Below are 17,278 nucleotides of genomic sequence, written 5' to 3'. Positions count from 1 at the left end.
CCAGGGCCTGATCCGGGGCGGGGCAGAGGACTTGCGGGCTGCGGCGCCAGGTTTTGGCTCGCGATACCACTCCAGGCATCGATGATTTTTCGCAACGCGTTCGCGGCGGGCGTATTCGCCGCGCTCCTTTCGGCGCCGCCTACTCCGGTTAGGGCGCAGGACACCGTTCGGATCGTCCCTCTCGATACGGTGACGGTGCAGGGGCTGGGCACGCCCGGGCCGGCGCTGCGGGCGCCGTTCCCGGTCTCGGTGGTGCAGGAGACGGAGATCCGCCAGGCGCGGCCGGCACTGGCGCTCACGGACGCGCTGTCCGCACTCCCGGGCGTGCAGGTGGACAACCGCTTAAACTACGCGCTGGGCGAACGGATCTCCGTGCGGGGGCAGGGTGCGCGGGCGCAGTTCGGTGTGCGCGGGATCCGGGTGCTGGTGGACGGGATTCCCGCCACGCTGCCGGACGGGCAGACCACGCTGAACCACGTGGATCCCGGCGCGCTGGGGCGGGCGGAGGTCATCCGCGGGCCCGCGTCGGCGCTGTACGGCAACGCGTCGGGCGGGGTGATCCGCCTTGCGCCGGCCGCGCCGCCGGACGCGCCGCTGGCGTCGGATCACCGCGTGCTGGCGGGGAGCGACGGGCTGCTGCGGATGGAGACCAGCGCTGGCGGGCGTGCCGGCGCGGCGGCGTACCGCGCCTGGGTGTCGCGCCTGTCGTACAACGGCTACCGGCAGCATGCATCCGCTGAAAACCTGAACGCCGGCGGCACGTTCTCCTGGGCGCGCGGCGCGGACCAGGTGCGGCTGTCGTTCACGGCCGTGCGCTACGACGCGCTGAACCCGGGCTCGCTCTCCGACTCGCTGCTGCGGGTGGACCGCGGCGCCGCCTTCGCGCGCAACGTGGAGCAGCGCACGGGCGAGGAGGGGCGGCAGGGGCAGGCGGGGATCTGGTGGCGGCACCAGGCGGGGCCCGGCGCGCTGGAGGTGGCGGCGTACGCGCTGGCGCGCTCGATCGACAACCCTATCCCTACTGCCGTCATCGACCTGGACCGGCGCGTGGGTGGCGTGCGGGCCACCTGGTCCGCGGACGCGGGGCCGCTGCGCTGGCTGGCCGGCGCGGAGGTGGAGGGGCAGCGCGATGACCGGCTGAACTTCGCCAACCAGGCGGGCGAGCGGGGGACGCGGACGCTGGACCAGCGCGAGCGGGTGGCGTCGTCGTCCGCGTTCGCGCAGGGGGCGGCGGAACTGCTCGGCCGGCTGGAGGTGCTGGGGGCGCTGCGCTACGACCGCTTCCGCTTCTCCGTGCGCGACCGGCTGGTCTCGGAGGCGAATCCGGACGACTCCGGAGCGCGGACGCTGCAGCGCGTGAGCCCCGCGCTGGGCGTATCCTTCGCCGCCACGCCGGCCGTCTCCATCTACGCCAACGTGGCGACGGCGTTCGAGACGCCCACGACCACGGAGCTGGCCAACCGGCCCACGGGCGCGGGCGGGTTCAACCCGGAGCTGCAGCCGCAGCGCACCGTCTCGGCGGAGGTGGGGGCGAAAGCGCGGCCGGCGCCGTGGCTCTGGCTGGAAGGCGCCGCGTACCGGGCCCGCGTGGAGGATGCGCTGATCCCCTTCGAGGTGGCCGGCGCGCCGGGGCGCGTATTCTACCGCAACGCGGGCCACGCGCGGCACCGCGGGGTGGAGGCCAGCGCCATCGTCGCGCCGCGGCCGGGCTGGTCGGCGCGGGCGGCGTACACGTGGACGGACGCGCGCTTCGGCCGCTACGTGGTCGACGGACAGGACCGCGAGGGGAATCCCGTCCCCGGCGTGGCGCCGCACCGGCTCGACGTGTCGCTGCTGGCGTCGCCGGAGCGGGGGCCCTTCGCCGGGATGGACCTGCGCCACGTCTCCAGCACGCCGGTGGCGGACGACGACGCGGAGGGCCGCTTTCGCTCCCCCGCGTACACGCTGCTGGACGTGCGCGGCGGGTGGGAGGGCGCGCGCGCCGGCCGGGTCGCGCTCTCCCCGTTCGTGGGGGTGATGAACGTGACGGACCGCGTGTACAACACCTCCGTGGTGGTGAACGCGTTCGGCCGGCGTTACTACGAGCCGGGGCCCGGACGCACGGTGTACGCGGGCGTCCGGTTGACGCTGGGAATGCCGGAATCGTGAGCACCGGCGCGGTGAAGGTGGGCACCGGGGATACCGTTCACCTTGCCGCCGGGGGCGCCCCGTGCTAGAGTTGCCGTTTCTGCCCCGCCGCCCCGGGCCGGAACGTCAGGCGGGGCCGCACGAACGAACCGATCATCCGACCGATGTCAACTACGTTGAACGCCGATGCCGCGGCGCCCGTGATTGGGCGTGAAAGCCGCTACGGGCTGGAAAACCACGGCATCCGGAACCCCGGCACCGTGTTCTGGAACCTGAACCCGGTGGAGCTGGTGGAGCACGCCATCCGCCGCGGCGAGGGCACGCTGGTGGACGGCGGACCGTTCAACGCCGTCACCCAACCGCACACCGGCCGCTCCCCGCAGGACCGCTTCGTGGTCCGCGAGCCGTCGTCGGAGGCCGACATCGACTGGGGCAAGGTCAACATCCCCTTCGAGGCGGAGAACTACGACCGCCTGCGCGAAGACGTGATGGGCCACCTGGAAGGGCAGAACCTGTACGTGCGCGACATGTGGGCGGGCGCGGACCCGCGCTACCGCCTTGGCGTGCGGGTGGTGACGCCCAACGCGTGGCACAACCTGTTCGCGTACAACATGTTCCGCCGCCCCGCCGCGGAAGAGCTGGATGACTTCACCCCCGGCTTCACCATCCTGCACGCGCCCGAGTACCAGGCGGACCCGGCGCGCCACGGCACCCGCACCAGCACCTTCATCCTGATCCACTTCGGGAAGAAGGAAGTGCTCATCGGCGGCACGCGCTACGCGGGCGAGATCAAGAAGTCCGTCTTTGGCCTGCTGAACTACCTGCTTCCCAAGCAGGGCGTGCTGTCCATGCACTGCTCGGCCAACGTGGGGCCCGAGGGTGACACGGCGCTCTTCTTCGGCCTGTCCGGCACGGGCAAGACCACGCTGTCGGCGGATCCCGAGCGCGCGCTGATCGGCGACGACGAGCACGGGTGGAGCGACGAGGGGATCTTCAACTACGAGGGCGGCTGCTACGCCAAGGCCATCAACCTCTCCCCCGAGGGCGAGCCGGAGATCTACGCCACCACGCGTATGTTCGGCACGGTGCTGGAGAACTGCGTGCTGGACGAAGAGCGCCGGGTGGACTTCGCCAGCCAGGCCATCACCGAGAACACGCGCGTCTCGTACCCGCTGCACTACATCCCCAACCACGTGCCGCAGGCGCAGGGCGGGCATCCGCGCAACGTCGTCTTTCTCACGGCCGACGCGTACGGCGTGCTTCCCCCGATCGCCCGGCTGACCCCCGAGCAGGCGATGTTCTACTTCCTTTCCGGCTACACGGCCAAGGTGGCCGGTACGGAGCGGGGGGTAAAGGAGCCGCAGCCCACCTTCAGCGCCTGCTTTGGCGCCGTCTTCATCCCCCTGCACCCGGGCGTGTACGCCGAGATGCTGGGCGAGAAGCTGCGCGAGCACGGGTCGCGCGTGTGGCTGGTGAACACCGGCTGGACCGGCGGCCCGTACGGCGAGGGAAGCCGGATGAAGCTGGCCTACACCCGCGCCATGGTGCGGGCCGCGCTGGCGGGCCAGCTGGACGACGTGGAGACCACCACCGCGCCCTTCTTCGGGCTGGAGATCCCCACCAGCGTGCCGGGCGTGCCGTCCGAGGTGCTGAACGCGCGTGAGACGTGGAGCGACAAGGACGCCTACGACGCGCAGGCCGCCAAGCTGGCGGGGCTGTTCGCCGAAAACTTCGAGCGCTTTGCCGACCGCGTCCCGGAGGCGGTTCGCAACGCCGGTCCCAGGACCTCGTAAAGCGCTGGTTCGGCGGATGACGAGGGGGCGGGCCGGAGCCGATCGCGCTCCGGCCCGCTCTCCGTTCCTCCCCTGTCGCACGGGGGCCGCCGGACGATTAGATTTCCGCCGGCGCCCCCGGAAACCCGCATCAGCCCCATGAGCGAGACGCAGCCGACGACCCAGCAGATGCCGCCCTCGATCGAGAAGATCCTGCGGCGGTTCGCCACGCTGTCGCCCGACATGACGCGCCAGGCGCTGGTGCAGTACGCCAACCGGCTCCCGCCCCTCCCCGGGCACCTGGCCGGGGTGGACCTGGAGCAGTACCGGGTGCACGAGTGCCAGACGCCCGTGGCCATCTTTCCCGAGGTGGTGGATGGAAAGATGTACTACCACGCCGAGGTGCCGCGGGAAAGCGCCGCCATCCGCGCGCTGCTGGCGATGATCTTCGAAGCGGTGAACGGCCAGCCGCCGGAGACGGTGCTGGGCATCCCGCAGGACTTTGTGCGGCAGGTGATGGGCAAGATCGGCCTGTCCGCGCGCGAGGCGGGGCTCACCGCCATGGTGGAGCGGCTGAAGCGCGCCGCCCGCGCCGCCGTCCAGGAATGCGGCACCGACCGGAAGCCGGACGCGGCGTGAGCCGCGGACGGCCCACCGCGACCATCCGTACAGAAGCGCGGATCTCGTGTCTGCGCGGGCACTTGCCAGAAGCTGGAGCGGCGGGCGCGCGCGCACCCGCCCGCGGCGCGCCCCTTGCGCATGTACGGGGCAGCGCTTCTTTTACCGGCCCGGCCGGGAGAAACGCCTCCTGGCCGCGCGTGAAGACCCTCAGGAGAGCGATTCGTGAAGGCTGACGTGTTTCGGCGGTGGGCGCGCGGCGCCGCGTGGCTGCTCCCCGTGGCGCTGCTGGCCGGGTGCGAGCCCGGCGCGGAGGGCGGCTTTGACCGCGTGGCGTACCGCGGCGAGCCCCAGACGCCGCGCGTGGCGCACCCGGACCCGCCGGCGGTGACGCCGGGCACCACCGTGGGCGCCACCGCCGCGCGCATCGTGGCCACCAACCTGCCGCAGGGGCTCACGCAGGCGATGGTGGACGCGGGGCAGGACAACTTTGGCACCGTGTGCGCCGCCTGCCATGGGCAGGGGGGTGTGGGCAGCCCCGCCGGTCCGGCGCTGAACGACGCCACGTGGCTCAACATCTCGGGTCAGTACCCCGAGATCGTGGGCATCATCAACAGCGGCGTGGCCGCTCCCAAGCAGTTCCCGGGGATGATGCCGCCCAAGGGCGGCGGCAGCTTCGACGACCAGCAGGTGGCCGCCATTGCCGCCTACGTGTACGCGCTGAGCCATCAGGGGGGCGCATGAGCCGCAGAAACCCGGCCGACGACACGTTCGGCACCGTGGAAGACCGCTACGAGCAGTGGAGCGACGCCAACCCGCGCCGTCGCGGGCCCTCGGCGCTCAAGATCCCCGTCCTCAGCGACAGCGCCGAGAAGATGGTGGGGATGGCCGTGGGCTTCGGGGCCGGCGCGCTGCTGCTGCTGCTGGCCCTGGTGGCCGGCACGGCGGCCGCGTCGTGGGCGCGCATCGACCGCAGCGGCGCCGCCGTGGGCTACTCCATCGCCACGTTCTTTCTGCTGCTGGCGGGGCTTGGCGCCCTGGCCGCCACGTACAACCACGTCTTCCGGATCATCCCGGGCGACGCGCCGGAGCATCACTGATCGTCGGCTTCCGTCTGGCCGGTCTTTACGCCGGCCGGATGGGAGCGGCGGCCGCCCAGGGGAGGCCAATCTCCTCCCGCGGGGTGCCCTCGCCGGCGACGAAAAACGGCAGGTCTGATTAGGAGCGCGCTCTAAAGGTTGACAGCGAGGCTTCTGCGACGTATCGTGTGTCACTTCCCAAGTGCTAGTGCAGGACTAGACACATACGTTTCCTGCTCCTTTTCCCCCCGATTGGAGGCTGCATGTCCCGTTTACGTACGTTGTATGCCCTGGCCTGTGCCGGCATCCTGATCACGACCGGCGGCTGCGCCGAGATGGCTACCGCTCCCGAGGCCGCCACGGCCGAGCAGGGCTCCGTCAGTGAGAACCGCGAGTCGAAGCCGACCGGTAACGGCAAGCCGACCACCGGTGGCACCGTAACGATTCAGTCGGGTTATATTTCCGTCGGGGACTGAAGTCGCCTCTTCGCAAGGCCCAAGTCGACCCGCATGACGGGGGTCCCGGCGCCGGTGCGCAGGGACCCCTCGTTACGTTATCGCCAACGCAGCCGACGTGTTGAATCCTTCCCCGCACCCACTGCTGGAGCGCGCAGCCGAACAGGAGCGATCCGGCGACTGGACCGCAGCCGCGGATACCTACCACGCCGTGTACCGGGCGCACGTGGCGGCTCGCGACGTGGCGGGATTGCTGGATGTCGTCGTGCGCCTGGGCCACTGCTGCCGCCGCGCGGGACAGCACGAGCTTGCTGCGGACCTGTTCGGCCTGGCGCTGGAGCTTGCCGAACTGCACGCGGCCGGCGACGTGGCCAGCCGGGCGCTCAACGGGCTGGGACAGCTGGCCCAGGGCCGCGGCGACCTGGATCGCGCCGAAGCGTTTTTCGGCGCCGCGCGCGCACGCGCCGAGCGGCTGTCGGATCCGTGGCTGCTGGGCGCGGCGGTGCAGAACCTGGGCATCGTCGCCAACATCCGCGGCGAGCTGGAAAAGGCGGCGGATCTGTACCGCACCGGTCTGGCCCACCTGCAGGCCGCCGGCACCGTGGGGCCCCAGATCTCGGTGCTCAACAACCTGGGCATGCTCCACGTGGACCTGGGGCGCCTGGAGCCGGCCGAAGAGTACTTCGATCAGGCGCTGGCGCTTTCGCATGCGCTGGGTGACGTGGTCCAGGCGGGGATCATCCACGTCAACATGGTGGAGCTGTTCCTGGCGCGCGGCGAGCTGGAGCGCGCCCGCCAGAGCTGCGACGAGGGCTTCGAGATCTTCAGCCGCGTAAACCACGCGCTGCGAAAGGCCGAGGCGCTCAAGTTCTACGGCATCATCTACCGCGAAAGCGGAAAGCTGCACCTGGCGGAGATCCACCTGCGGCAGTCCATTGAGATCGCCTCGCTCGAGGAGCCGCTGCTGGAGGCCGAGGCGCAGCGGGAGATGGCACGCGTGCTACGGATGCAGGGGCGCAACCGGCAGGCGCTGGAGGCGCTCAACCGCTCGCACGCGCTGTTCACCAGCCTGCAGGCGCGTCCCGACCTGGCCGACATCGACCAGCGGGTGGCCGAGCTGGAGGTGGACTTTCTGTCGCTGGTGCGGTTCTGGGGCGAGTCGATCGAGGCGAAGGACCGGTACACGCTGGGCCACTGCGCGCGCGTGGCGGACTACGCCTGCCGCATCGCCGAGCGGGCGGGGCTTACGGAGCGCGACCTGGTGTGGTTCCGGATGGGTGCCTTTCTCCACGACGTGGGAAAGACGGAGGTGCCCGAGGAGATTCTGAACAAGCCGGGGCGGCTTACGGACGAAGAGCGCGCCATCATGGAGCGGCACACCGTGGTCGGCGACGAGATGCTGGCACCGGTGGAGTTTCCCTGGGACATCCGCCCCATGGTGCGCAGCCACCACGAGCGGTGGGATGGTAAAGGCTACCCCGACCGCCTGGCGGGCGAAGACATCCCGCGCTCCGCCCGCATCATGCGCATCGCCGACGTGTTCGACGCGCTCACCACGGCCCGCAGCTACCGCGCCCCGCTTACCCCCCAGCAGGCGCTGGACATCATGCAGGACGACATCGGGTCGTTCGATCCCGAGCTGTTCGAGATCTTTCTGGAGCTGTTTCCGGAGTTCGCACCCACGGCGGTGGAAGCCGCGTTTGCCAGCTCCGATTAACGCTCGTATCACGACACGGCAGAAACATTTACGCCGTAGCCGCTGTCTCCGCAAGCACTTCCAGACCCCGTACGCGCAGCAGCCGCTCCAGTGTTTCGCCGATCTTCACGTTGGGCGTAGAGGCGCCGGCCGTCAGCCCCACGACCAGCGGACCGGGTGGCAGCCAGTCCTCGGCTTCCACTTCCGGCGCGTCCAGCGGGGTGCCGGCGGGCTTGAACCGGATGGTGCCGCGCTCCGGGTCGATGCACGACGCGTCGGCGACGTGGTAGGTGACGCCGAAGCGCGCGCACAGCACGGCCAGGTGGTTGGTGTTGGACGAGTTGTATCCCCCGATCACCACCATCACGTCCGGTGCGCCCTCCGGCCCCGCCACCAGCTTTTCCACCGCGTCCTGCCGCTCCTGCGTGGCGGAGCAGATGGTGTCGAACGAGCGGAAGTGGTGCGCGAGGTCGAACCCCGGCTCCCCGCCAAAGCGCCGCTCCAGCGACCGTCCCACCTCGGCGGCGATCCCCAGCGAATCCCCCGACAGCATGGTCGTCTGGTTGGCCACGCCAATGCGGTCCAGGTGCAGGTCCGGATCGAACGCGGCCGACATCTTCTCCGCGAAGTGCGCCATGAACGCCTCGCGCGTCATCGCCTCCGGCCTGCGCTCCAGGTAGTCCATCACCCGCCGCGTGTCGTCCATGTCGCGGACGATCAGAAAGCGGCCGTCGGGATACTTGAGCGCCTGGCTGGCGGTGGCGCGCGTTTCCTCGTGGTGGTGCTTGCCGTGGATGAGGGCGGTGTAGCCGTCGCGCGCGTACTGCTCCACCCGCTTCCACACGTTCAGCACGCTGCCGCAGGTGGTGTCGACCAGGATGCACCCCACGGTCTGCAGGCGGCGAAAGTCCTCAACCGTGGCACCGAACGCGGGGAGAATGACCACGTCCGCGGGATCGAGCCCCGTAAAGTCGAACCACCCCCGCGCGTCCGGCTGCAGGAACACGATGCCCATGTCCGTCAGGCGGCGGTTCACGTGCGGGTTGTGGATGATCTCGCCCAGCAGAAAGATGCGGCGATCCGGAAACTGGGTGCGCGTTTCGTACGCGTACTCCACGGCGCGGTCCACGCCGTAGCAGAAGCCGAACTCCTCGGCCAGGCGCACGGTCACCCGCTGGTCGCCCTCGCCCCAGCTGTCCTGGTAGCCGTTGGCGCGAATGCGCTCCACCAGCGCGCTGTGGTATTCGGAACGGATCAGCGGCTCGATCTGCTTGCGAAGACCAAAGCCGCGCCGAAAGTAGGTCTGTTCCATCGTCGCTGCTGCGTCCAGAGGGCCGGGCGCGGGCGCGTCCGGCTGCCCCGAAAGGTAACCGCGCCAGCCGTGCACCGCCACGGGCCGGGGCGTGAACCCGTTGTCGTTTCTCGGCTTGGCTGGTGGCTGATACGCGCGCGGACGCGGCGGGTTTCACGCGACGCCGCTCGCCTCGATCGCCGGAGTGGCGGACGGTTCTACAGATCGCGCATCAGGTGGTGTGATCGACACGCTTCACTGCGCTGCGGAGACGATCCGCCGATCTGCATGGCTCCCCCAAAAAACGCGGATGGCCCCCTGCCGCATTCCATCTGCGTCCCGTTTCCGACACCCCTACAAAAGACCGTGCCTCGTCGACATCCTTCACCTGCACCCGACACGTGGGTATCCGGCTTTATCCCGTAAGCAGACGAAACGGCGCGAGCAAACTCTGTTGACCCTGTTGACTCTGTGTGCGGCCATTCCTTTTTGATGATCCGGTGTACCATGATTCGGATCACGGACTCACGGAGACTTCATGAACCGGCATGGTGTGATGCACGCGATCGCAGAGGATTCGAGGGCCGCTGACGGGCCGATCGTACTGTACGACGGCGTGTGCGGACTCTGTGATCGCTCGGTGCAGCTGATCCTGCGGAACGATCGGCGGGGGCGCTTTCGCTTTGCCGCGCTGCAGTCGGCGGCGGGGAGGGCGCTGCTGCAGAAGTTCGGTCTGCCGCCCGAGGCGCTGGACAGCGTGGTGCTGGTGGAAGACGGCCGGGCGTGGCGCAAGTCGCGGGCGGCACTGCGGATCGCGCGGCGGATGGACGCGCCGTGGCCTCTGCTGTGGCCGCTGTCGATCGTCCCGGGGCCGGTGGCGGATTTCTTCTACGGCCTGGTAGCGAAGAACCGCTATCGCATCTTCGGAAAGCTGGAGGCCTGCATGATCCCGCCGCCCGAAGTTCGGGCGAGGTTCCTGGACTGACCGCCGCTCGCCGTTCTTCGCCGCTCGCTCGGAGCCAGTCTGGAGCGGACGGCGGAGGCGCCGGCGGGCGCGCAGCCCGACGTAACGACGGCGCAGGGGGAATGCTTCTTGCCCGCCCCGCGCCCGTAAACCCGCGTACTTTCGTACTTCGTACTCTCGTACTTTTCGGCTGATGAAGCTCAAGCCCGGCAAGGGAAAGACGCTCGGCGGCGCGCCCCGCAGCGGCAAGTGGACCAAGCACGCCGAGGACACCCGCGTGGGCGGCCGCCACCGCGGCTCGCTGATCGCGCTGGGCGTGCTGGGCGTGCTGGTGCTGGGCGGCATCGGGGGATACCTGGTGTGGTCCAACGCGCAGCTGCAGGCGGGGCTGCTGCGCCAGCAGGCTGAGATGCGGCGCCGGCCGGACTACGTGCGCCTGGCGGAGCTGCCGCGCTACGCGCAGGACGCGTTCGCCGCGGTGGTGGACACGACCTCGGCCGCGCGGCGCAGCCTGCGGCGCGGGATGCCGCTTCCCTCCGCCAGCCGCGACCTGGTGCGGCAGGTTCACCTGCTGCAGGGCGGGCTGTCCGACCAGGCGCGCGAGATGGCGATGGCACCCCTGCTGGAGGCGCACACCTCGTCGCCGGGGCTGCTGGAGCTGTACGTGAACCGGGTGGCGATGGGGCGCACGGAGAGCTGGGCCATCTACGGCGTGCAGCAGGCGGCCCAGGAGTACTTTGGCAAGGACGCGCGGCGGCTTACGCTGAGCGAGGCCGCCACGCTCGCGGGGATCCTGCTCCCCCCGCGGCTGCCGGACCCCGAGGCGCTGCCGGGGGCCGCGGGGCCGCGCCGCAACGAGGTGCTGCGGATGCTGCGCGACGCGGAGCGGATTGACGAAGCGGCGTACCGCGCGGCGGTGGCGGAGCCGCTGGCGTTCCAGCCCGGGGTGGACTACGCGCCCATGTCGCGCCCGGCCGACTGGCAGGCCGAGCCGCAGGTCATCCGCCTGCCGGAGGCGCTGCGGCCGCGGGCTGATTCGACGGCCGCGGGAGCGAATCCCGCGGCGAGTCCGGGCGGAGCGTAGCCGGCGGGGGCATCTCGGCGCGGGACAGGTGCACCTGCACCAGCCGCCACACGCCCTCGCGCTCGTTGAACACCCCGGACATCCGCAGCCGCTGCGGCTGCCCGCCGCCGCCCACCACGGGGAGCACCTCCACGTGCGTGGCAAACCACGCCACCCCCCGCCCGTCCGCCTCTACCCGCAGGTCCGGCGTGCGCGCCACGGCGTCCGTGGGCAGCTGCAGGTCCGCCAGGACCGCGGCCAGCCCCAGCGGGCCAAAGCGTGGCCGTCCGTCGTTGAAGCCGATGCCGATCACGTGCGCTTCGGGGGTGGGGCCCAGCGCCGTGACGGCGGCCGCCCGGTCGCCGCGCGCCAGCGCCTCGCCAAACGCCCCCACCCGCGACGCCAGCTCGTTTTCCTCGTCGCGGCTTTCCACCTGCGCGGGGTTGCGCGGGTTCAGGTACTCGTCCGGCGTGCGCTCCACGCGGCAGGCGCTCAGCGCCAGCAGGGCGGCGGCCAGGGCGGGGACTCGGTGCACGTGCTTCCTTTTGCGTTGCGCGGTGGGCCTGCGGCGAACCGACAAGATGCGGAGCGTGTATGACCTGTCAAGCTTCGGGCCGGAGCGCCGGACGCGCGAAAATCGTGCGGCTTGACGAGAAGGCCGGGCTTCGTCATCCTCCATCGGACTTTCATCAGAAACAATCGCGTTCGCAGGTGCCCGGATGATCTGGTTCGGCAAGCCGTTTTCCGAAGTCCTGTTCACGCCGCCCGCCGGGGTAAACCCCGTGGGCGACGAGAACACCCGCATGGAGCAGGCGCTCCGCTGGGTGGCCGCCCGCGATCCCCACCTGGAGGGCCCCCTCCTGGTGGACGCGCTGGCGGCCACCGGCTGGGTGGACCGCCGCACCGCCGAGCGGCTGCTCCCCTGTTTTCGCCACTTCGACGCCGACCGCTTCTTTGCCGAGGCGCTGCGCGGGCTTTCGTTTCGCGGCCCCACGGCGGCGGGCGAGTTTCGCCAGCGCATCGGGCGGGTGATGGAAGACCTGACGGGCAACGCGGCCATCGGCACGGTGGCGGCGGAGGAGTGCGTGCGGTTTGGCGCGGGCGAGCGGCAGGGGCTGGTGCTGGCGTATCCCCAGGTGCAGTTCACGCTGGGCGGCGAGGCGGCCAGGGCCGTGGCCGCGGCGGCGGAGGAGATGCCCGACGCGCTGGTCATCGTGGCGAAGAACTTTCAGGAAGGCACGGCGGGGCAGCTCGCTTCCATGCTGCAGGGGCGCGAGGTGCCGGGGACGCTGGTCACCGTCAACCTGCTGCTGGGGATCCGCGCCACCACCCTGCGCTACCAGCCCGGCGCGGAGCGGGTGATCGAGCTGCTGGGCTCCGGCCGGCCTCTCCGCTCGCGCGACGTCGCGGTGCTGGGCGAGAAGAACTGATCGACGACGTTTTCGGTGGATGAAGAAGAGCGCATCGGCGGGCTGCCGGTGCGCTCTTCTGGATTCTGGGGCGGCGGAGGCTTCTACAGAATGGCCTCACACGGAGTCAGCGGAGTCAACGGAGTTTTCTCGTGCCGTTTCCTCAGACGCCGCTTCGAGGGCACGGTTGATGGAGGTTTGCCATTCCTCCATCCACCCGTCGAATCCCTCCGCCATCTCCGCGACCGCATCGTTTCCGGCGGGGGCGAGGGCGGTGAAGGCGTAGGATACGTCCGCCAGCGTGCCGCCGTCGCCGGAGGGGCGCAGGCGGACCTGGACGACGACGGCGTGCAGGCCGGGGGTGACGCGGGAGTAGGCGGCGCGGTTCGGTGGATCGTGCGCGATCGTGGTCCAGATGGTCTGGATGCCGCCGGCGCGGGTGATGAAGACGGAGCCTTCGCATCCCTCCCCATCCAGCGGATGCAGGAACTCCGGATCCCAGCCCTGCGCCCACGCGCGCTCGCCCAGCGGCGTGAACATGCCGAACGCGCGCTCCGGCGGCGCATCCAGCCGGATCGTCGCGCTCCGCGTCCGGTGCGCGGGGATGAAGCCGGTCGTCGTCATCATCTCCCCTCCCGGCCCTCCGCCGATTCGCGCAGCGTGTGGCTGGCCTCGGAGCCGTAGTCCAGCCCGTACACGTCCTTGAGCTTGCGGATCAGCTCCAGCGACGGCTGGCCGAACGGCGTCCTGTCGTCGAAGGCGTGCAGGACGATCCCCTCCAGCAGCTCGCCCAGCGACACGTCGTGGTACTCGGCCAGGGCCTTGAGCACCTTCACCAGCCGCTTCTCCATCCGTACGCCCGTCTGCACGCGCTCCACGTACATCGATCCCCCTCCTCTGTCGCGCTGGCTGTTACCGTGGTACATTGGTAACAACATCGCGCGCCCCTGTCAAACCGTGCCGCGCGGGATGGTCCGGCCCTTGCGCCGCCGCGTACGTTTGAACGCGAGCGGAGCATACCACATGGCGGACCTGACCGGCTGGGACATGACGGAGCGAGAGCTGCGGGCGGAGCACGCGTTGAACGCGTACCGGGAGCGGCGCCGGCTGCGGCGCGGCGAAGACACCTGGTTCGGCAGCGGCGAGGGGCTGCTGGAAATGGCGGAGCAGGGGCTGGATACCGATGCCCTGAGCCGCCGGCGGCTGGACGTGATCCAGGACGCCCTGGACGTGGGGATGGGCGACGAGCTGGCGGAGATGCTGTACGACGTGGCGCGCGAGGAGGGGCTGGACCCCGTGCTCGCGTTTGAGCTGGTGCGCTGCGGGATGGGCGTGCTGCCGCCCAGCGACGGCGTGGAGAACGCCCCCGTCTTTGCCACCACCGACAAGTACCGGCCCGAGTGGCTGGAGTCGCCGGTAGACCCCGACTCCATGCTGCGCGAGCGGACGCTGCGGGTAAGCTTCCGGCGGCTGCGCGGGCTGCTGGAGCAGCACACGGGCGATGCGACGGAGGCGTTCCGCGCCTTTGCCCGCGAGCCCGACGTGGGGCCGGTGGGCTACTGAAGCCCCCCGGCCTCGCCATCATTCCATTTCCGGTTCCCTGAAGATGACCGACGACGCCGCCGACTTTTCGGCAGACGAACTTCCGGCAGACGCCGCCGCCGGCACCCCGGCACCCGGCCCGTTCGCCGCGCTGGGCCTTGATCCGCAGATCGTCACCGCGCTGGACGCGCTGGGCTACGAAGAGCCCACGCCCATCCAGGAGCGCGCCATCCCCCTGCTGCTGTCCGGCCGCGACGTGATTGGCCGCGCGGCCACGGGCACGGGCAAGACGGCCGCGTTTGCCCTGCCGCTGGTGCAGCGCATCGACAACCGCGCGCACCACGTGCAGGCGCTGGTGATGGCGCCCACCCGCGAGCTGGCCGTGCAGGTGGCCGAGGCCACGCACAAGTACGGGCAGCGGATGGGTGTGCGCGTCCTTGCGGTCTACGGCGGCCAGGACATCAGCCGGCAGCTGCGCGAGCTGCGGCGCGGTGTGCACGTGATCGTCGGCACGCCGGGGCGTCTGCTGGACCACATCCGGCGCGGCTCGCTGGACCTGTCCGCCACAAGCTACGTGGTGCTTGACGAGGCCGACGAGATGCTGGACATGGGCTTCATCGACGACATCGAAGCCATTATCGCGGCGCTGCCCGAAGAGCGGCAGACGGCGCTGTTCAGCGCGACCTTTCCGCCCCGCATCCAGGACCTGGCGCGCCGCGCGCTCAAGGAGCCGGAGCGCGTGGTGGTCACGCCCGAGAAGCTGGACGCGCCCCTGGTGCGGCAGGTGGCGTACCTGGTGAACCGCGCGCACAAGCTGGAGGCGCTGGCCCGCATTCTGGACGTGGAGTCGCCCACCAGCGCCATCATCTTCTGCCGCACGCGCACGGAGGTGGACGAGCTGACGGAGGCGCTGGCGGTGCGCGGGCACCATCCCGAGGCGCTGCACGGCGGCCTGGCGCAGGCGCAGCGCGACCGGGTGATGGGCAAGTTTCGCCAGGGGACCGCGGACATCCTGATCGCCACCGACGTGGCGGCGCGCGGGCTGGACGTGGAGCACGTGAGCCACGTGGTCAACTACGACATCCCGCAGACGCCCGAAGCCTACGTGCACCGCATCGGCCGCACGGGCCGCGCGGGGCGCGAGGGCACGGCGGTCACGCTGGTGGTGCCGCGCGAAAAGTTCCTGCTGCGCGCCATCGAGCGGCAGACGGGGCAGCCGATCGAGCACGCAAAGGTGCCGCGCCCCGCCGAGGTGCGGGCGCGCCGGCGCGAGCGGCTGCGCGACGCCATCCGCGCCGTGCTTACGGCGGGGGACGACCTGGATCCGTTCCGCGAGGTAGTACGCTCGCTGGCCGAGGAGTTCGATCCGCTGGACGTGGCCGCGGCGGCCGCGCGGGTGGCGGCGGAGCACCGCGGCACGGAGGAGATGCAGGACGATACGGAGATCCCCGACATCGACCCGCGCGAGCGCGACTACGGCGCGCCGCGCGAATCGCGCCGGGGCGAGGGCGGGCGGTCGGCGGCGCGGGGCGGCGGCACGCGCCGGGGGCCGGGCGCGGGCAAGGCGACGCTGTACATCGGCATCGGGCGGCGGCGCGGGGTGCGGCCGGCGGACATCGTGGGCGCCATCGCGGGCGAGGCCAACGTGCCGGGCGACCGCATCGGCGCCATCGAGATCACCGACCAGTTTACGCTGGTGGACGTGGATGAGGGCGACGCCGACCGCATCGTTCAGGTGCTGAGCGGCGCCAGCATCCGCGGCCGCCAGGTGCCCGTGCGCCGCTCGCGCGAAGACCGCGGCGAGATGCAGGGCGGCGGCTACGAAGGCGGCGGCTATTCGGGTGGCGGTGGTGGCGGCGGCTACCGGGGGGGATACCAGGGAAGCCGCGACGGCGGGAGCCGTCCGTATCGCGGCGGCCGCGATGGCGGAGCCCGCCCCTCGCGCGGCAAGCCGTATCGCCGCGACGACGACTGACGGAACGGCGGAAAAGAGTACAGGGGTTCAGCAAAAAGCCAGAGGTACAGAGGACGGCATTCCTCTGTACCTCTGGCTTTTGTCCCTCTCTCTGCCCCCCGTGCCGTTGCTCCGCTAGACCGAGACGGGCTCCAGGAAGGGCGCGGGATGGTCGGCGGGGATGATGCCGGCGCTGGCGGCGCGGTCGAAGAGTTCGCGGATGGCGCGCTCCCCCTGCTCGCCGACGTCGACGGAATGCTGGTTGACGTACAGGTCAATGTGCTGCCGTGCCACCGCGTCGTCCATCTCCTGCGCGTGGGCTCGGACGTACTCGCGCGACGCGTCCGGGTGCGCAAAAGCGTGCTCCACGGAACGGCGGATGGCGTCGTCCACGCGGCGGATGGCATCCTCGCCCAGCGCCCGCCGCGCCATGATGCCGCCCAGCGGGATCGGCAGCCCCGTCGTCTGCTCCCACCACTCGCCCAAGTCCACCACGCGCTGCAGCCCGTGCTGCGGATAGGTGAAGCGCGATTCGTGGATGATGAGCCCCGCGTCCACCTCGCCGCGCGCCACGGCGGGCATGATCTCGCTGTACACCCGTTCGATGCCCGGCGCCGCGTCGGGTGCGTACAGGCGCAGCAGCAGGTTGGCCGTGGTGTTGCGCCCCGGGACGGCGATGCGCTTGCCCGCCAGCGACTCGCGCGAGAACGGCTCGCGCGCCACGATCAGCGGTCCGCACCCGCGCCCCAGCGCGCCGCCGCTGCGCAGCAGCACGTAGTCGCGCAGCAGCCCCGGCGCGGCGCCGTAGGAGATCTTGGTCACGTCCAGCTCACCGCCCGCCGCCAGCCGGTTGAGCGTTTCCACGTCCTCCAGCCGCTCCGTGAAGCGCAGCCCCTCCGCCTGCACCACTCCATGCACCAGCGCGTGGAAGATGAAGGTGTCGTTGGGGCACGGCGAATAGCCCAGGGTCAGTTCAGTCGTCTGCATATCACTTCAAGGTTGGCCGCTTCGGGATCGGCGGCTGTCGTTGCGCTCACCGGGCTCTGGTGCTGCGGAAGCTTCTACAGAGTGGGCCTCACACAGAGTTAGCAGAGTCAACACCATAAGAACGTTCCTCGTCAAGAGGCAGGATCTTGGACAAACGTGCCCTTCGCGAGATTCTGCAGCTTCTCGCGTTTCGTGGTGCTAAAAAATGCCTTCAACACTCCGGTTCTCGATTTGGAGCGCCTCCGGCGCTTCGATCGGGAACCGGAGTCACCGGCAGTCGCCGATGCCCGTGTTGGGTATCACCAGGGGCCGTGGCGGCCA

The 17,278-nt window shown here is 70.6% G+C and carries 17 protein-coding genes; 12 read left to right on the top strand and 5 right to left on the bottom strand.

Annotation, left to right across the window (positions count from 1 at the left end; translation table 11 throughout):
* The first annotated feature begins 81 nt into the window (after nt 1-81).
* From ACOJUJ_RS23350 to ACOJUJ_RS23320, 7 genes are all read left to right on the top strand, one after another.
* A complete protein-coding gene (locus tag ACOJUJ_RS23350) occupies nt 82-2,148 on the top strand; it encodes a TonB-dependent receptor family protein (RefSeq protein WP_420129328.1) in 2,067 nt (688 codons plus the stop codon).
* 143 nt (nt 2,149-2,291) lie between these two features.
* Nucleotides 2,292-3,920, top strand: a complete 1,629-nt coding sequence (gene pckA / locus ACOJUJ_RS23345) for a phosphoenolpyruvate carboxykinase (ATP) (RefSeq protein ID WP_420129327.1) — start codon at nt 2,292-2,294, stop codon at nt 3,918-3,920.
* A 138-nt stretch (nt 3,921-4,058) separates the two neighbouring features.
* A complete protein-coding gene (locus ACOJUJ_RS23340) occupies nt 4,059-4,538 on the top strand; it encodes a SufE family protein (protein ID WP_420129326.1) in 480 nt (159 codons plus the stop codon).
* Between the two features lie 204 nt (nt 4,539-4,742).
* Entirely contained in the window at nt 4,743-5,261 is a 519-nt protein-coding gene (locus ACOJUJ_RS23335) for a c-type cytochrome (protein ID WP_420129325.1), read from the top strand.
* Complete coding sequence (locus ACOJUJ_RS23330; protein ID WP_420129324.1) at nt 5,258-5,617, top strand: hypothetical protein; 360 nt, start codon at nt 5,258-5,260, stop codon at nt 5,615-5,617. The genes ACOJUJ_RS23335 and ACOJUJ_RS23330 overlap by 4 nt, the downstream gene beginning before the upstream one ends.
* Before the next feature lie 242 nt (nt 5,618-5,859).
* Complete coding sequence (locus ACOJUJ_RS23325; RefSeq protein WP_420129323.1) at nt 5,860-6,072, top strand: hypothetical protein; 213 nt, start codon at nt 5,860-5,862, stop codon at nt 6,070-6,072.
* 100 nt (nt 6,073-6,172) lie between these two features.
* Nucleotides 6,173-7,768 (top strand): HD domain-containing phosphohydrolase, encoded by a 1,596-nt coding sequence (locus ACOJUJ_RS23320; RefSeq protein ID WP_420129322.1) that lies wholly within the window; start codon nt 6,173-6,175, stop codon nt 7,766-7,768.
* Nucleotides 7,769-7,796: 28 nt separating this feature from the next.
* Here the strand turns inward: ACOJUJ_RS23320 and ACOJUJ_RS23315 are convergent, their stop codons facing one another.
* Nucleotides 7,797-9,059, bottom strand: a complete 1,263-nt coding sequence (locus ACOJUJ_RS23315) for a 4-hydroxy-3-methylbut-2-enyl diphosphate reductase (protein ID WP_420129321.1) — start codon at nt 9,057-9,059, stop codon at nt 7,797-7,799.
* A 535-nt stretch (nt 9,060-9,594) separates the two neighbouring features.
* On the opposite strand from ACOJUJ_RS23315, the gene ACOJUJ_RS23310 reads away from it, so the two are divergent.
* The gene (locus ACOJUJ_RS23310; protein ID WP_420129320.1) at nt 9,595-10,023 is read left to right on the top strand and encodes a thiol-disulfide oxidoreductase DCC family protein; all 429 of its coding nucleotides are present in this window, start codon (nt 9,595-9,597) and stop codon (nt 10,021-10,023) included.
* A gap of 172 nt (nt 10,024-10,195) precedes the next feature.
* Nucleotides 10,196-11,086 carry a transglycosylase domain-containing protein gene (locus ACOJUJ_RS23305; protein WP_420129319.1) on the top strand — a complete coding sequence of 297 codons (891 nt, stop codon included), beginning with the start codon at nt 10,196-10,198 and terminating at the stop codon, nt 11,084-11,086.
* Here the strand turns inward: ACOJUJ_RS23305 and ACOJUJ_RS23300 are convergent.
* A complete protein-coding gene (locus ACOJUJ_RS23300; RefSeq protein WP_420129318.1) occupies nt 11,001-11,600 on the bottom strand; it encodes a nuclear transport factor 2 family protein in 600 nt (199 codons plus the stop codon). The genes ACOJUJ_RS23305 and ACOJUJ_RS23300 overlap by 86 nt on opposite strands.
* Nucleotides 11,601-11,784: 184 nt before the next feature.
* On the opposite strand from ACOJUJ_RS23300, the gene ACOJUJ_RS23295 reads away from it, so the two are divergent.
* A complete protein-coding gene (locus tag ACOJUJ_RS23295; RefSeq protein WP_420129317.1) occupies nt 11,785-12,495 on the top strand; it encodes a hypothetical protein in 711 nt (236 codons plus the stop codon).
* A gap of 96 nt (nt 12,496-12,591) precedes the next feature.
* Here ACOJUJ_RS23295 and ACOJUJ_RS23290 read toward each other — a convergent pair whose 3' ends face one another.
* Nucleotides 12,592-13,101 carry an SRPBCC family protein gene (locus ACOJUJ_RS23290; RefSeq protein WP_420129316.1) on the bottom strand — a complete coding sequence of 170 codons (510 nt, stop codon included), beginning with the start codon at nt 13,099-13,101 and terminating at the stop codon, nt 12,592-12,594.
* Nucleotides 13,098-13,400 carry a hypothetical protein gene (locus ACOJUJ_RS23285; protein WP_420129315.1) on the bottom strand — a complete coding sequence of 101 codons (303 nt, stop codon included), beginning with the start codon at nt 13,398-13,400 and terminating at the stop codon, nt 13,098-13,100. Before ACOJUJ_RS23285 ends, ACOJUJ_RS23290 begins: the two co-directional genes overlap by 4 nt.
* A 97-nt stretch (nt 13,401-13,497) precedes the next feature.
* Here ACOJUJ_RS23285 and ACOJUJ_RS23280 point away from each other — a divergent pair, with 97 nt between their 5' ends.
* A complete protein-coding gene (locus ACOJUJ_RS23280; protein ID WP_420129314.1) occupies nt 13,498-14,037 on the top strand; it encodes a hypothetical protein in 540 nt (179 codons plus the stop codon).
* A 43-nt stretch (nt 14,038-14,080) separates the two neighbouring features.
* Nucleotides 14,081-15,991, top strand: coding sequence for a DEAD/DEAH box helicase (locus ACOJUJ_RS23275; RefSeq protein WP_420129313.1), 1,911 nt, complete (start codon nt 14,081-14,083; stop codon nt 15,989-15,991).
* Nucleotides 15,992-16,105: 114 nt separating this feature from the next.
* Here ACOJUJ_RS23275 and ACOJUJ_RS23270 read toward each other — a convergent pair whose 3' ends face one another.
* Complete coding sequence (locus ACOJUJ_RS23270; RefSeq protein WP_420129312.1) at nt 16,106-16,957, bottom strand: 1,4-dihydroxy-6-naphthoate synthase; 852 nt, start codon at nt 16,955-16,957, stop codon at nt 16,106-16,108.
* Between the last annotated feature and the right edge of the window lie 321 nt (nt 16,958-17,278).

The sequence above is a fragment of the Longimicrobium sp. genome (assembly GCF_048594345.1).
Classification (GTDB): domain Bacteria; phylum Gemmatimonadota; class Gemmatimonadetes; order Longimicrobiales; family Longimicrobiaceae; genus Longimicrobium.
This window is presented reverse-complemented; position numbering and strand designations above follow the sequence as displayed.

Excerpts from the sequence above, each read along its gene's own strand:
- ACOJUJ_RS23350 (WP_420129328.1), top strand. The coding sequence starts at position 82 with ATGATTTTTCGCAACGCGTTCGCGGCGGGCGTATTCGCCGCGCTCCTT.
- pckA (WP_420129327.1), top strand. The coding sequence starts at position 2,292 with ATGTCAACTACGTTGAACGCCGATGCCGCGGCGCCCGTGATTGGGCGT.
- ACOJUJ_RS23340 (WP_420129326.1), top strand. The coding sequence starts at position 4,059 with ATGAGCGAGACGCAGCCGACGACCCAGCAGATGCCGCCCTCGATCGAG.
- ACOJUJ_RS23330 (WP_420129324.1), top strand. The coding sequence starts at position 5,258 with ATGAGCCGCAGAAACCCGGCCGACGACACGTTCGGCACCGTGGAAGAC.
- ACOJUJ_RS23325 (WP_420129323.1), top strand. The coding sequence starts at position 5,860 with ATGTCCCGTTTACGTACGTTGTATGCCCTGGCCTGTGCCGGCATCCTG.
- ACOJUJ_RS23315 (WP_420129321.1), bottom strand. The coding sequence starts at position 9,059 with ATGGAACAGACCTACTTTCGGCGCGGCTTTGGTCTTCGCAAGCAGATC.
- ACOJUJ_RS23310 (WP_420129320.1), top strand. The coding sequence starts at position 9,595 with ATGCACGCGATCGCAGAGGATTCGAGGGCCGCTGACGGGCCGATCGTA.
- ACOJUJ_RS23305 (WP_420129319.1), top strand. The coding sequence starts at position 10,196 with ATGAAGCTCAAGCCCGGCAAGGGAAAGACGCTCGGCGGCGCGCCCCGC.
- ACOJUJ_RS23295 (WP_420129317.1), top strand. The coding sequence starts at position 11,785 with ATGATCTGGTTCGGCAAGCCGTTTTCCGAAGTCCTGTTCACGCCGCCC.
- ACOJUJ_RS23290 (WP_420129316.1), bottom strand. The coding sequence starts at position 13,101 with ATGATGACGACGACCGGCTTCATCCCCGCGCACCGGACGCGGAGCGCG.
- ACOJUJ_RS23285 (WP_420129315.1), bottom strand. The coding sequence starts at position 13,400 with ATGTACCACGGTAACAGCCAGCGCGACAGAGGAGGGGGATCGATGTAC.
- ACOJUJ_RS23280 (WP_420129314.1), top strand. The coding sequence starts at position 13,498 with ATGGCGGACCTGACCGGCTGGGACATGACGGAGCGAGAGCTGCGGGCG.
- ACOJUJ_RS23275 (WP_420129313.1), top strand. The coding sequence starts at position 14,081 with ATGACCGACGACGCCGCCGACTTTTCGGCAGACGAACTTCCGGCAGAC.
- ACOJUJ_RS23270 (WP_420129312.1), bottom strand. The coding sequence starts at position 16,957 with ATGCAGACGACTGAACTGACCCTGGGCTATTCGCCGTGCCCCAACGAC.